The 13,345-nt window shown below is 70.6% G+C and carries 12 protein-coding genes; 3 read left to right on the top strand and 9 right to left on the bottom strand.

From position 1 onward, the window contains the following. The 3 genes from uppS to leuA are packed head-to-tail and all read right to left on the bottom strand — an operon-like array spanning position 1 to position 3,456. Positions 1–900 carry a polyprenyl diphosphate synthase gene (uppS, locus tag HCR68_RS02495; RefSeq protein ID WP_208320484.1) on the bottom strand — a complete coding sequence of 300 codons (900 nt, stop codon included), beginning with the start codon at positions 898–900 and terminating at the stop codon, positions 1–3. A 2-nt stretch (positions 901–902) separates the two neighbouring features. Continuing rightward, a complete protein-coding gene (gene recO, locus HCR68_RS02490; protein ID WP_126413279.1) occupies positions 903–1,652 on the bottom strand; it encodes a DNA repair protein RecO in 750 nt (249 codons plus the stop codon). A gap of 22 nt (positions 1,653–1,674) precedes the next feature. Then, complete coding sequence (gene leuA, locus HCR68_RS02485) at positions 1,675–3,456, bottom strand: 2-isopropylmalate synthase (RefSeq protein ID WP_167145859.1); 1,782 nt, start codon at positions 3,454–3,456, stop codon at positions 1,675–1,677. Between the two features lie 393 nt (positions 3,457–3,849). Here leuA and HCR68_RS02480 point away from each other — a divergent pair, with 393 nt between their 5' ends. From HCR68_RS02480 to HCR68_RS02470, 3 genes are read left to right on the top strand one after another with little or no spacing between them, the layout of a single operon-like run. Next, positions 3,850–4,701, top strand: a complete 852-nt coding sequence (locus HCR68_RS02480; protein WP_167145857.1) for an ABC transporter ATP-binding protein — start codon at positions 3,850–3,852, stop codon at positions 4,699–4,701. Continuing rightward, positions 4,698–5,534, top strand: coding sequence for an ABC transporter permease (locus HCR68_RS02475; RefSeq protein WP_167145855.1), 837 nt, complete (start codon positions 4,698–4,700; stop codon positions 5,532–5,534). The genes HCR68_RS02480 and HCR68_RS02475 overlap by 4 nt, the downstream gene beginning before the upstream one ends. A 2-nt stretch (positions 5,535–5,536) precedes the next feature. Then, the gene (locus tag HCR68_RS02470; RefSeq protein WP_167145853.1) at positions 5,537–5,761 is read left to right on the top strand and encodes a helix-turn-helix transcriptional regulator; all 225 of its coding nucleotides are present in this window, start codon (positions 5,537–5,539) and stop codon (positions 5,759–5,761) included. 41 nt (positions 5,762–5,802) lie between these two features. Here the strand turns inward: HCR68_RS02470 and HCR68_RS02465 are convergent, their stop codons facing one another. The 6 genes from HCR68_RS02465 to ybeY form a co-directional block, all read right to left on the bottom strand. Next, on the bottom strand, positions 5,803–6,150 hold the full coding sequence (locus HCR68_RS02465; protein WP_279586956.1) for a type II toxin-antitoxin system PemK/MazF family toxin: 348 nt from the start codon (positions 6,148–6,150) through the stop codon (positions 5,803–5,805). Beyond that, entirely contained in the window at positions 6,137–6,376 is a 240-nt protein-coding gene (locus HCR68_RS02460; RefSeq protein WP_167145849.1) for an antitoxin, read from the bottom strand. The genes HCR68_RS02465 and HCR68_RS02460 overlap by 14 nt, the downstream gene beginning before the upstream one ends. Positions 6,377–6,583: 207 nt before the next feature. After that, positions 6,584–10,168 carry a proline dehydrogenase family protein gene (locus HCR68_RS02455; RefSeq protein ID WP_167145847.1) on the bottom strand — a complete coding sequence of 1,195 codons (3,585 nt, stop codon included), beginning with the start codon at positions 10,166–10,168 and terminating at the stop codon, positions 6,584–6,586. A gap of 204 nt (positions 10,169–10,372) precedes the next feature. After that, positions 10,373–11,587 carry a GTPase Era gene (gene era / locus HCR68_RS02450; protein WP_243858884.1) on the bottom strand — a complete coding sequence of 405 codons (1,215 nt, stop codon included), beginning with the start codon at positions 11,585–11,587 and terminating at the stop codon, positions 10,373–10,375. Further along, positions 11,580–12,866, bottom strand: coding sequence for a hemolysin family protein (locus HCR68_RS02445; RefSeq protein ID WP_167145845.1), 1,287 nt, complete (start codon positions 12,864–12,866; stop codon positions 11,580–11,582). Before HCR68_RS02445 ends, era begins: the two co-directional genes overlap by 8 nt. A 7-nt stretch (positions 12,867–12,873) precedes the next feature. Then, positions 12,874–13,332 carry an rRNA maturation RNase YbeY gene (ybeY, locus tag HCR68_RS02440; RefSeq protein ID WP_009233916.1) on the bottom strand — a complete coding sequence of 153 codons (459 nt, stop codon included), beginning with the start codon at positions 13,330–13,332 and terminating at the stop codon, positions 12,874–12,876. Between the last annotated feature and the right edge of the window lie 13 nt (positions 13,333–13,345).

Genomic DNA, 13,345 nt, shown 5'->3' with positions numbered 1-13,345 from the left:
CTACTGCTCGCCATCGTCCGGGTCCTCGGTGTCCTCGGTGTCCTCGTCGTCCTGAGGTTCCCCGGCCTCGCCGGGCTCCTGAAGCACCTTGTCCACGGCCCCGCCGTAGCGGCGCTCACGCCCGGCGTAGACCTCGCAGGCCTTCCACAGCTCGGTGCGGTTGAAGTCGGGCCAGGCCAGGGGTGAGAAGTAGAGCTCGGCGTAGGAGGAGGACCACATGAGGAAGTTGGAGGTGCGCTGCTCGTCCCCGGTGCGGATGAACAGGTCCACGTCCCGCATGGTGGGCGAGTACAGGTAGCGCTGGATGGTCTTCTCGTTGATGGAGGAGGCCTTGAGTCGGCCGGCGGCGACGTCCTCGGCGATGGCGCGGGTGGCGTCGGCGATCTCGGCGCGCCCGCCGTAGTTGATGCACAGGTTGAGGACCAGCCCCGTGTTGTGAGCGGTGAGGCGTTCGGCCTCGCGCAGCTCACGCAGCACGGACTTCCACAGGCGCGGGGCGCGCCCGACCCAGCGCACTTTGACGTTCCAGGAGTGGAGGATGTCGCGCTGGGCGCGCAGCACCTTGCGGGCGAAACCCATGATGAAGCGGACCTCGCCGGGCGAGCGCCGCCAGTTCTCGGTGGAGAAGGCGTAGGCGCTCAGCTCGCTCACGCCGATCTCGACGGCTCCGGCGACGACGTCGAGCAGGTTGGCCTCCCCCACCCGGTGGCCCTCGGTGCGGGGCAGGCCGCGGGCGTTGGCCCAGCGCCCGTTGCCGTCCATGACGACGGCCACGTGCCGGGGCAGGGCGGCCGGCGGCAGCGCGGGCGGGGTCAGGCCCGGACGGTGCAGGGGCGGGGCCTCATCAATCGTCATGTCCCGCGTCGCGCCCGCGGCCGGGTCCTTCGTGGCGTCTGCCATGGTCATGCCCTTTCCACCAGTGCGAGGGAGCGCAGGCGCCGCTCCAGATACCAGGTCGTGTAGGCCGAGACGAGCCCGGAGGCCTGCGAACGCTCCCTCTGGCCGGAGGCGTCGGCCACGGCCCAGTCACCGGAGAGCAGGGCGCCCAGGAGCACCATCGTGGCCGGCTCAACCTCGACGGCGCCGGCCGAGCGGCACGACTCGCACACCGCGCCGCCGACCTGCACGTGGAAGGCCCGGTGCGGTCCGGGCGCGCCGCACAGGGCGCAGTCGTAGCACGACGGCGCCCAGCCCCCCAGGGCCAGGGCCCGCAGCAGGTAGGAGTCGAGGATGAGTCCGGGCGCGTGGCGCCGGTGCGCCATGGCGGCCAGGGCCCCGGCCAGCAGCAGGTACTGCTGGGGGCTGGCCTCCGTGCCCAGGTCGCCGTCGTCGGCGCTGAGGCGCTCGGCGGTCTCCACCATGGTCGAGGCGCAGGTGAACATGGCGTAGTCGGCGCAGATGGCGCGGCCGAAGGGGTCGATGATCTCGGCCTGGGTGACGACGTCGAGGTTGCGTCCGGCGTGGAGCTGGACGTCGATCATGGAGAAGGGCTCCAGGCGCGCCCCGAAGCGCGAGCTGGTGCGGCGCACGCCCTTGGCCACGGCGCGCACCTGCCCGTGGTGGCGGGTGAGGAGCACGATGATGCGGTCGGCCTCCCCCAGCTTGTAGGTGCGCAGGACGATCGCCTCGTCCCGGTAGAGCCTGCTCATCACGGACGCAGTCTCTCACGCCCTCTCAGCGCAGGGCGCGGTTGAGGGCGGAGATGACGGCCTTGAAGGAGGAGGTCGTGATGGAGGGGTCGATGCCCACGCCCCACAGGACCTGACCGTCGACCTCGCACTCCACGTAGCTGGCCGCCTGGGCGTCACGCCCCTCGCTCAGGGCGTGCTCGGCGTAGTCGAGGATCCGCACGCTCAGGCCCGTGCTCTCCAGGGCGGTGACGAAGGCGTCCAGGGGCCCGTTTCCGGTGGCGGTCAGGTGCTTCTCCTGGCCGCCGTCGACGAGGGTGATGGTGAGGGTGGAGTCCTCGTCGTCACCGGTGGAGGTCAGGGTGGCCCCGCGCAGCTCGAAGCGGCCCCAGCGGCTGAGCCCGGCCTCGGGGGCGGCGGCGGCCGGCAGGTACTCGTCGGCGAAGATGGACCACAGGCGGGCACCGTCGACCTCGCCGCCGTAGGTGTCGGTGTGGCGCTGGACGATGCGGGAGAACTCGATCTGCAGGCGGCGCGGCAGCTCGAGCTTGCGGGTGGTGCCCAGCAGGTAGGCCACCCCGCCCTTGCCGGACTGGGAGTTGACGCGCACGACGGCCTCGTAGGAGCGGCCCACATCGTGGGGGTCGATGGGCAGGTAGGGCATGGACCAGGGCACGGCGATCTCGGCGTCGGCCTCGGTCAGTCCCTCGGCCTTCTTGGCGTCGACCTGGGTGGCGCGCGCGGCGAAGCCCTTCTTGATGGCGTCCTGGTGGGAGCCGGAGAAGGAGGTGTAGACGAGCTCACCGACGTAGGGGGTGCGCGGGGGCACGTCCATGCCGGTGGCCCGCTCGACGATGCGGCGGACCTCGTCGATGTCGGACAGGTCGAGCATGGGGTCGACGCCCTGGCTGAAGAGGTTGAGGGCCAGGGTCACCAGGTCGACGTTGCCGGTGCGCTCGCCGTGGCCGAACAGGCAGCCCTCGACGCGCTGGGCGCCGGCCATGAGGCCGAGCTCGGCGGCGGCCACGCCCGAGCCGCGGTCGTTGTGGTTGTGCAGGGACAGGCACACGGCGTCGCGGTGGGGCAGGTGGCGGCTCATCCACTCGATCTGGTCGGCGTAGACGTTGGGGGTGGCGCGCTCGACGGTGGCGGGCAGGTTGAGGATGATCTCGCGGTCCCCCTCGGGCTCCCACACGTCCATGACGGCCCGGCAGACCTCGAGGCTGTACTCGAGCTCGGTGTCCACGAAGATCTCCGGGGAGTACTCGAAGCCGAAGACGGTGTCCTCGTCGAGCACCTTCTCGGCGCGGGCCATGATCTGGCGGGTGCCGTCGACGGCGAGCTCGCGGATCTGGTCGCGGTCCATGCGGAAGACGACGTTGCGGAACAGGGGCGACAGGGCGTTGTAGAGGTGGACGGTGGCGCGCGGGATGCCGACGCAGGCGTCCAGGGTGCGGTCGATGAGCTCGCCGCGCGACTGGGTGAGGACCGAGATGGTGACGTCCTCGGGGATCGCGCCGTCCTCGACCAGGGAGCGCACGAAGTCGTAGTCGGTCTGGGAGGCGGCCGGGAAGCCGATCTCGATCTCCTTGAAGCCCATGGACACCAGGAGGTCGAAGATGGCGCGCTTGGCCTGCGGTCCCATGGGCTCGATGAGGGACTGGTTGCCGTCGCGCAGGTCGGTGCTCAGCCAGCGGGGGGCGGTGGTGATATGCGCGTCCGGCCAGGTGCGGTCGGGCAGGTCGATGCTGACGACGTCGAGGAAGGGCCGGTACTTGGCGAAGGGCATGCCGGAGGGCTGCTGGGGGGCGGGGCGGGCGTGGCGCATCGGGGTTCTCCTGGGATCAGGTGCTTCGTGGTTCCGACGGCGGTCCCGGTGGAGGCCTGGAGAGCTCCGGAGATGCGGGAGACGCGGTCGGGAACGTGGCCGAGCAGGACGGGTCAGCCGCGGTCGGGGTGCCGGCCTGTCAGGCCCCGCCGCGGCGACTAAGCAGGAGGCTTACCCGCTGCCAGGCATCAGGCCGTGGAGTCGCTCGCACGGCGTAGACCCTACCCCGATGACGACCCGTCGTCAGGTAAGGCCGCCGGGCGGGACCGCTGGGTGAGACGACCGACGAGGCGGTCAGCCACCGAGCAGCCCCTCCGACTCGACGAATATCAACACCACTATGTAGTATTTCTGCTACATTCAGTCGCGCTTCTACTGAGGAGGGTTTGTGTGATGCCTCCAGTCATCATCACGGAGAACCTCGAGTTCTCCTACGGGGACGTCCCGGTCCTGCGCGGACTCGACCTGTCGGTCCAGGCCGGCGAGGTCGTCTGCCTGCTCGGTCCCAACGGCGTGGGCAAGACAACCCTCGTGGAGAACCTGCTGGGCTCCCTGACCCCGACGAGCGGCAGGGTGCGCGTGCTCGACACCGACCCGCGCCGGGCGGGCGCCGACTTCTGGGCCAGGGTCGGGCTGGTCCAGCAGAGCTGGACCGACCACGCCAAGTGGCGGGTGAGGGACCAGCTGGAGTGGATCCGTTCGGTCCAGCTGACAGCGGCGAGGCGGGTGAGCACTGTCGAGGAGGTGCTCGACGCCGTCGGGCTGGCCGGCAAGGCCGACTCGCGCCTGTCGCGCCTGTCCGGAGGACAGCGACGCACCATCGACTTCGCGGCCGCCCTCCTGGCCGCACCCGAACTCCTCGTGCTGGACGAGCCGACGACCGGCCTGGACCCGGCGTCGAAGGCGCGCTTGCACGATCTCATCCTGGCCCGGGTCGACGACGACGCCACCATCGTCATGACCACCCACGACCTGACCGAGGCCGAGCGCCTGGCCTCACGGGTGCTCATCATGAACGAGGGGCGGATCATCGCCGACGGCACGGTCACCGAGCTTCGTGAGCGCCTCGAGGGCGGCGCCGAGGTCACCTGGGTCCAGGACGGCGCCCATCACGTCCACACCACCCACTGCCCCGAGCGCTTCGTCAAGGAACTCGACCTCGACGCCGTCACCGGGTTGACCATCACCCGTCCCACCCTGGAGGAGACCTACCTCTCCCTTGTCAGCAAGGAGTCCCGAGCATGAGCACCCGCACCGTCCAGGCCGTTCTGCGCGCGGCCTCCCGTCAGGCAGGCTCGGACCTGCGAGCCGGTCTTGTCGGAACAAGCGGCGCGCTGTTGATCGCCGTCACCGGCATCATTGTGGTCGGTAGGCACACCCAGGCCACCGCCGAGGCCCACGCGACCTTCGGCCCGATGTTCATCGCCAGCAGCATCGGCACGATCAGCTGCTTCATCACCTTGCAGATCGCCGGCGAGGCCTACACCGACCGCATCGGCGGCGCTCTGCTGCGGGTGCGCGTCCTGCCCCACGGCCCCCTGACGTGGGCGATCGGCAAGACGATGTCGTCGATCACCCAGACCGTCGTCTTCCAGGGAACCATTCTCCTGGGCGGGGCCCTCTTCGTTGAGGCCCTTCCCCTGAGCGCCTCACAGGTGCTGGCCTGCCTGCCGCTCATCGTGCTGTCCGCCGTCGCGACGGCTCCGCTGGGCTTCCTCCTGGGCGCCTTCGTGCGCGGCGTCTACACCTTCATGATCACCTACCTGCCCGTCTTCGCCCTGATCGGGACGAGCGGCTTCTTCATGCCCATGGACCGGCTCCCCCAGTGGGTTCAGGCGGTTCAGCTGGCACTGCCCACATACTGGTCGGGACACCTGACCCGGTGGGCGCTGGTGGACGACCCCTCGTGGGAGGTGGGCGGCATCTTCTCCCCGGTGCTCGCCGTCGGGGTCCTGGTGGCCTGGACGGTCATCGGCTTCGCGGGGGCGTCGTTCGTCGTACGGCGCAGCTTCCGCAAGGAGACGATCGGTAGCCTGGCCCGCATGCAGTCCACCATCCGTTCCCAGACCGGCCTGTGACCATGTCCGACGACGTCGTCCACAACCGGATCGCGGTGCTGCGCACCGATCGGCGGGTGAGCCGCCGTGAGCTCGCCGAGGCGCTCGGCGTCCACTACCAGACTGTGGGCTACCTCGAGCGCGGCGAGTACGCACCCTCGTTGCACCTGGCCCTGCGCATCGCGGGCTACTTCGAGGTGCCCGTGGAGTCGGTCTTCTCCCTCGAGGAGTTCCCCCGCCTCAGGTGACGCACCAACCCGAAGCAGACGCCGCACACGTCGAACCTGCTTCACAGATCGAGATGCAGCGCGAGAGCCTCATTCACTCGCTTCATCAGACTGCCGGGCAACCAACCGACAACCTCCCCGATTCTCTCCACAGCAATGGAACGGACCTGTTCCGCCTGAGCCTTCGAGTCCCGAGGCAGGCCGGTTGCTTCAGAGGGAAGGAAGACCTGAAAGGGAAGGACTCGAGCGGTTGAGCTCGTCAACGGGACGACGGTCACAACACCACGGCCGAGACGCGCGGCTGCCGCATTAGCGTGGTCGTTACTGACGATAAGCGCAGGGCGTCGCTTGTTCGCCTCACTTCCGACGACAGGTTCGAGATCAACGATGCGGATCTCACCGCGCAGCACGGGAGTCTCCGTCGAGCCCGTCGGCAACAGTCCCGTCCCACAGGGCTGCATCCTCGGAATCAGACCAGGCCCCCCATGCCTCGGCGTAGGCATCCTGGAGGCCGGCCTTGCCGAGCAGCTGGATCGCGTTCTGAACACCAGCCGAACGCGATGTCAGGCCGTCGCGCTTGACGCACTCGTCCAGCAGGGCCAGATCCGCTTCCGACAGACTCACGCTGAGTTTCATACCGTCATGCTACTTCGGTAGCACACATGGTAGCAACGGAGCGAAGCTGACAAGCCATCGCGGGCACTGGAGAAGACATCCAACGCCGACGGGGACATCCTGCACCTACGGGGACAGAAAAACCGTCCCCGTAGGTGCAGGATGTCCCCGTACGTGTGATGGCGGCTGCCGAGCGGGTCGGGCAGGTCCGGGCAGGCGCCGCCCGGCCTACAAAAGGCCCTCGGCCAGGTCGAGCGGCGTGCCGAAGCGGTGGTTGGTGATGGCCACCGCCTGCTCACGCAGGAAGGGCAGCAGCTCGGAGTGCGGGCAGGCCGTCACGGCCCCCGTGTACAGGGCGATGTCGGGACTCCCTCCGGTCACCCGGCTGGCGTGACTCCAACGGGCGGCCGGGGCCTCCTCACGTGGGCCGATGACGCGCACGCGCGCGCCCAGCCCGCCGGAGGCGGCCAGCTCGGCCAGGCGGATGTCCCAGGCGTCCTGGTCCTCAGCCGTCACCTGGACGCCTGCGGCCAGCAGCGCGTTGTGCAGTGGCTGGGGCAGGCGGTCGGCCACCGACAGGCTGATGAAGCCGCCGGCTCGCACACCGGCCGCCATGACACGCACGACGTCGGCCAGGGCGGTTCCCCGTCCGGCGCGCACGACGACGTCGACGGGGCGGTAGCGCAGGATGTTGCGCTCGCAGGCCAGGCCCGTCACATCGCGGTTCGCGCCGTAGCCGGTCCTCCAGGCGGAGGCGTCGGCCACCAGGGCGCGGCGCAGCTCGGCCAGGTCCTCGCTATCCAGCTGGCCGCTCACGGCGTCGCAGAGGCTGGCCACGCGCGGGTCCAGGGCGGCGGTTCCCTGCTCCCCCAGGTCACCGGCCTCCCCCTCGCCCTGGCCGCGAGCGGGCTCGACCTCGCCCAGCCCCAGCAGGTAGGAGGGGCCACCGGCCTTGGTCGTCGAACCGATGGCCGAGCGCTTCCAGCCGCCGAAGGGCTGGCGGCGCACGATGGCCCCGGTGATGCCGCGGTTGACGTAGAGGTTTCCGGCCTGGACGCCCTCGAGCCAGATGGCCAGCTCGGTGGCGTCCAGGGTCTGGAGCCCGGAGGTGAGCCCGTAGTCGACGGCGTTGACCGCCTCGATCGCCTCCTCAAGCGTGTCCACGCGCATGACACCGATGACGGGTGCGAAGTACTCGGTGAGGTGGAACTCGCTGCCGGGCACGACCCCGGCCCGGATGCCGGGTGTCCACAGCCCGTCACCCAGGTAGCGGGGTTTGAGGATCCAGTGCTCGCCGGATCCCAGGGTGGTCAGGCCGCGCACGGCCTTCTCGTCGTCGGGCACGACGACGGGCCCCATCTGGGAGTCCAGGGACAGCGGCAGGCGCACCCGCAGGGAGGCGGTGGCGTCCACGAGCTGGCGGGCGATGCGCTCGGAGGTGCCGGCCGAGGCGACCAGGACCAGCAGGGAGGAGGCCGAGCACTTCTGGCCGGCGTGGGCGAAGGCCGAGTAGACGGCGTCGCGCACGGCGATGTCAGGGTCGGCCGAGGGGGTGACGATGATGGCGTTCTTGCCGCTGGTCTCCCCCAACAGGTGCATGTCCGGCCTCCAGGAGCGGAAGAGGCGGGCGGTGTCGTAGGAGCCGGTGAGGACCACCCGATCGACGTCCTTGTGGGTCACCAGGTGACGTGAGACGTCGCCGTCCTCCAGCGGGGCGAGCACCACGAGGTCGTCGGGGATCCCGGCGTCGTGGAAGGCGCGCACGAGCTCGGCCGCGCAGCGCCGGGCGGGCGGGGCGGGCTTGAGGATGACGGCGCTGCCGGACGCCAGGGCCGCGGCCACGCCCCCGGTGGGGATGGCCAGCGGGAAGTTCCAGGGCGAGGCGACCACGGTGACGTCCACCGGGGCGAAACGCGCCCCGACCATGTAGTCGTCATCGTGCAGGAGCAGGGAGGACTCGGCGTAGTGGTGGCAGAAGTCAATGGCCTCACTGACCTCCGGGTCGGACTGGTCGATGGTCTTGCCGGCCTCGGAGCCGGCGACCTCGATGAGCTCGGCGCGCCGGGCGGCCAGCACGTCCCCGACCCGGTGCAGGGCGGCGGCCCGCTCGGCCGGTTCCATGGATTGCCAGACCTCGGCGGCCTCGGCGGTGGCGGCCACGAGGGCGTCGACCTCTCCGTTCGTGGCCAGGCGGGCGGCCCCTGCCTCCACCTCGGCCATGCCCCGCGTGGAGTCCGGGATGGCGGCGGCGATGTCACGGGCCCACTGGCGATTGGCGGCCAGGGCCGGGTCGGAGTCGGGCTCGGAGACGAATGGACGCCTGGCGCGCTCCTCCAGGGTCCCGGTCTCCTCGGGGATACCGGCCTCCCGCTCGGCCAGGCGGTCCTGGGTGCGGTTGGGGGTCGGCACGGGGGCGTCCGGGTCGAGGTCGGCCAGAGCGGCCAGGAAGCGGTCGCGCTCGCGGTTGAAGACCGCCTCGTCGTCGGCCAGGTCGAAGACGTCGGACATGAAGTTCTCGGGCGCCGCGTTCTCCTCCAGGCGGCGCACCAGGTAGGAGATGGCGACGTCGAACTCGCCGGGGTCGACAACGGGCACGTAGAGCAGCAGGTGCCCGGTCTCGCGGCGCACGACCTCCTGGATGTCTGTGGCCATCCCCGAGAGCATCTCGAACTCGACATCATCCTCGACGCCTCGTGCGGCGCGCAGCTCGTAGGCGAAGGCGATGTCGAACAGGTTCTGGCCGGCCACGCCCAGGCGGATCGCGCGGGTGCGCTCGGGGGTCATCGCCCAGGAGAGCATGCGCTTGTAGTTGGTATCGGTGGCCTGCTTGGTGGGCCAGGTGGTCAGCTCCCAGCCGTGGATCTCGGCGTCGACCTTCTCCATGGACAGGTTGGCGCCCTTGACGATGCGGACCTTGATGCGTGAGCCGCCCGCGTCCACGCGCCGGGAGGCCCACTGCTGGAGGCGCTGCATGGCGCCCAGGGAGTCGGGCAGGTAGGCCTGCAGGACGATGCCGGCCTCGTAGCCGCGCATGTCCTCCTGGTCCAGGATCGCGGTGAAGACGGCGATGGTCAGGTCCAGGTCCTTGTAGTCCTCCATGTCCAGGTTGAGGAAGGTGCCGTGGTCGCGGGCCAGCCGGTAGAGGGGCAGGAGGGCCTGGACGCCGTGGGCGACGACCTCCTCGAAGCCCCAGGGGTTGTGCGGTCCGGTGACGGCGGAGACCTTGACCGAGACGTAGTCGACGTCGTCGCGGGTCACGAGGCGGGAGACCTCGGCCAGGCGACGGGCGGCCTCCTTCTCCCCCAGGACGGCCTCACCCAGGAGGTTGACGTTGAGGCGGTTGCCGCCCTTGCGCAGGCGGGCCAGGGCCGGGCCGAGCCCCTTGTCGGTGGCGTCGACGACGAGGTCGCCGACGATCTCCCGGAAGACCCGCCTGGCGACGGCGGTGACGGTGCGTGGGGCGAGGCGGGAGGCGGCCGAGCCCAGGCCCATGGCCCCGGCCAGGGCGGGCGGCAGGAAGTCGGTGCGGCCAGTGGACAGGCGCTTGAGGGCGTCGCTGGCGACGTCGAGGTCCGTGGGGCGCACGACGTCGTCGACGAAGCGTGTGGTGAAGGTCAGGCCCTCGGGGTCGGCGAGGATCCGGGACAGGAGCTTGGCCGAGCGGGGCGTGGACTCGGAGGCCGACTCGTCAGCCCACCGGCGCGCTCGGGCGACGGCCCGCTCCCCCAGCTCCCACAGGTCGTCGGGGCAGCGGCGGCTCGTGGCGCCGGCGTCGGTGCGTTGGGGCGGGCTGGGAACGGCGGTGTTCGTCATGCGTGGGCCTCCGGGCTCGGGTCGGCATCAGACACTCATAGTGTGCGGTACAACACCCCCAGTGCGCGACCGATCCGGTGAACAGGTCGCCGGCGTTTCGCAAGACACCTAAGTCCTATGTCAGTCCTGACCTTGTCCTATACCGCTTCCTGTACCGCGGCCGCTTCTGGTCCCGGTGCCTGATCGAGTCGGGAAGGCGAGGCCCTAGAAGCCGAGTCGGGCCAGGGCCTTGGGGTCGGACTGCCAGTCCTTGGCGGTGCGCACGTGCAGGTCGAGGTAGACCTTGCGACCCAGCAGCTCCTCGATGCCCTTGCGGGCGTTGACGCCCACCTCCTTGAGTCGCCGGCCTCCCCTGCCGATGATGATGGCCTTCTGGGAGTCCCGCTCGACGACGAGACTCACGCGCACCTGCAGGCGGCCTCCCACCCCCTTGATGCGGCCGACCTCGCGCTCGTCGTCGGGGTCGGCGATCTCGTCGACGACGACGGCCAGGGAGTGGGGCAGCTCGTCGCGCACGCCCTCCAGGGCGGCCTCACGCACGAGCTCGGCGATCATGACCTGCTGGGGCTCGTCGGTGATCTCGCCGGTGGGGTACAGCGGCGGGGACAGCGGCATGTGCTTCAGCAGGACCTCCTCCAGGACGTCGATCTGCTCGTCGCGCTTGGCCGAGACCGGGACGATGTCGGCCCAGTCCCCCAGCTCACCCACGGCCAGGAGCTGGGCGGCCAGGGCCTCGCGGGTAACGGTGTCGGCCTTGGTGACCACGGCGACCACGGGGGTGCGCAGCTCGGCGAGGTCGCGGGTGATGAAGCGGTCGCCCGGGCCGATCTTCTCGTTGGCGGGGATGCAGAAGACGACGACGTCGACGTCGGTGAGGGTCTCGCGCACGAGGTCGTTGAGGCGCTTGCCCAGCAGGGTGCGGGGGCGGTGGAGGCCGGGGGTGTCGACCAGGACGATCTGGGCCTTGTCCTTGTGGATGACGCCGCGCACGTTGTGGCGGGTGGTCTGGGGGCGACCGGAGGTGATGGCGATCTTGGTGCCGACCATGGCGTTGGTGAGGGTGGACTTGCCTGCGTTGGGGCGGCCCACGATGCAGGCGAAGCCGGCACGGAAGTCCTCGGGGAAGTCGGGGACGACGATCTCGACCCGGGCGGAGTCCTCGTCGTCCTCGTCGTCCTCGTCGAGGATCGGGAAGCCGTCGGCGTCCAGCCGGGCCGCGGCGTCGGAACCGTCGGGCTCATCATCGACCGCAGCCTCCTCGGTCTCGTCCTCGTCGTCGACCTCCTCCTCATCGGGATCGGTCAACGGGTTGGGGCCGTCCATGAGCTCGGCGTCGGTGGGGAAGCGGAAGCCGGCCGGGGCCGGCCCGGGAGCGGGCATCTCAAGGGGATCTGAGGAGCTGTCGGTGCTGTCAGTCATCGGTGTCCTTGTCTGGGGCGGGTGTGCGGGAGGCGAGGATGGTGGCGACCTGGCGGCGGCGTCCGGCGGTCTCCTCGGCCTGGAGGTGGACGCCCTGGATGTCGCCGGCGGCGCCGGGCAGGGGGACGCGGCCGATGGCCTTGGTGAGCAGGCCGCCGGCGGTGTCGACGTCGTCGTCGTCGATCTCGAGGTCGAACAGCTCGCCGAGCTCGTCCAGGGCGAGTCGGGCGGGGACCCGGTAGGTGCCGGGGGCGACCTCGACAACCTCGGGCAGCTCGGGGTCGTGCTCGTCGGTGAGCTCGCCGACGACTTCCTCCAGGAGGTCCTCCATGGTGACGAGGCCGGCGGTGCCGCCGTACTCGTCGACGGCCAGGGCCATGTGGAAGCGGCCGGTCTGCATCTCGCGCAGGAGGTCGTCGGCGGGCTTCATCTCGGGGACGTACTCAGCGTCGCGCACGAAGCCGGCCACGGCGAGCCCCTCGTGCTCGGGGTGGGCGGCCAGGCGCCGCAGGACGTCCTTGAGGTAGAGGATGCCGCGCACGTCGTCGGCGTCCTCCCCGATGACGGGCACGCGCGAGTAGCCGGAGCGGATGAACAGGCGCATGGCGGCGGAGGCGGGCTTGTGGGCGTCGATGGTGACCATGTCGGTGCGCGGGACCATGACCTCGCGCACGAGGGTCTGGCCGAGCTCGACCACCGAGCGCATCATCTCGCGGTCCTCGTCCTCGATGGTGTCGGTCTCGCCGATCTCGTCGATCATCTCGCGCAGGTCCTCGTTGACGGCCTCGCGGGTCTCGGCGTCGGTGGGGGCGGCCTCGGCGCGGCGGGTGCGTGACAGGAGGCGGCGCTGCGGGGCGCCCAGGACGTCGACCCAGGTGAGCAGGCGGCCCAGGGTCAGGAGGGTGGCGGCGGGGTTGCGCCGCCCGTAGCTGCGCGGGGAGAAGCCGACGACGACGCCCAGCAGGATGATGTTGGCCAGCAGCGCCAGGGCCAGGACCTGCCACCAGGCGCGCACGAGCCCGGAGGCGGCCAGGGTGATGAGGACGGCGGCGAGCATGTCGACGGCGACGCGGGCGACGCTGAGGGAGGCCAGGACCCGGGTGCGGTGCTCGGCGAGGCGGCGCACGCGGACGGCGCCGCGGCGGCCCTCCTCGATGAGGTCATCGGCGGCGGCGCGGGTGAAGCGCAGCAGGGCGGACTCGCCGGCGGACAGCAGGGCGCCCAGGGCCAGGACGATCACCGCGCAGGCGATGAGCGCGGCGGTGGGGATACCAGTCACGCGGTCCTCACTTGCCGCGCTCGGCGAGGAAGGTCAGCAGGAGGCGGCGCTGGAGGTCGAACATCTCCTTCTTCTCCTCGGGCTCGGCGTGGTCGTAGCCCAGGAGGTGGAGGATGCCGTGGACGGTGAGCAGGAGCATCTCCTCGACGGCCGAGTGGCCGGCGGCCAGGGCCTGCTTGGCGGCGACCTGCGGGCACAGGACGATGTCGCCGAGGGTTCCGGCGGGGGTGGGCGAGTCGGCCGAGCCGGGGCGCAGCTCGTCCATGGGGAAGCTCATGACGTCGGTGGGGCCGGGCAGGTCGAGCCAGCGCACGTGGAGCTCCTCCATGGGCTCGGGGTCGATGAACATGATGTTGAGCTCGGCAGCGGGGCTGACGTGCATGGCAGTCAGGACGTGGTCGGCGAGGTCCGCGAACTCGGCGGCGTCGATGACGGTGGTGGTCTCATTGATGACCTCAGTGGTCATGCGGGTTCCTCTC

It is taken from the genome of Actinomyces sp. ZJ308, from assembly GCF_011752065.1.
GTDB lineage: Bacteria > Actinomycetota > Actinomycetes > Actinomycetales > Actinomycetaceae > Actinomyces.
The sequence above is the reverse complement of the archived record's forward strand: the minus strand, read 5'-3'. Positions and strand labels throughout refer to the sequence as shown.

Coding starts and splice junctions, on each gene's coding strand:
- HCR68_RS02460 (WP_167145849.1), bottom strand. CDS start 6,376: ATGAAACTCAGCGTGAGTCTGTCGGAAGCGGATCTGGCCCTGCTGGAC.
- ybeY (WP_009233916.1), bottom strand. CDS start 13,332: ATGACCACTGAGGTCATCAATGAGACCACCACCGTCATCGACGCCGCC.
- HCR68_RS02480 (WP_167145857.1), top strand. CDS start 3,850: ATGCCTCCAGTCATCATCACGGAGAACCTCGAGTTCTCCTACGGGGAC.
- HCR68_RS02470 (WP_167145853.1), top strand. CDS start 5,537: ATGTCCGACGACGTCGTCCACAACCGGATCGCGGTGCTGCGCACCGAT.
- leuA (WP_167145859.1), bottom strand. CDS start 3,456: ATGCGCCACGCCCGCCCCGCCCCCCAGCAGCCCTCCGGCATGCCCTTC.
- HCR68_RS02455 (WP_167145847.1), bottom strand. CDS start 10,168: ATGACGAACACCGCCGTTCCCAGCCCGCCCCAACGCACCGACGCCGGC.
- HCR68_RS02475 (WP_167145855.1), top strand. CDS start 4,698: ATGAGCACCCGCACCGTCCAGGCCGTTCTGCGCGCGGCCTCCCGTCAG.
- uppS (WP_208320484.1), bottom strand. CDS start 900: ATGGCAGACGCCACGAAGGACCCGGCCGCGGGCGCGACGCGGGACATG.
- era (WP_243858884.1), bottom strand. CDS start 11,587: ATGACTGACAGCACCGACAGCTCCTCAGATCCCCTTGAGATGCCCGCT.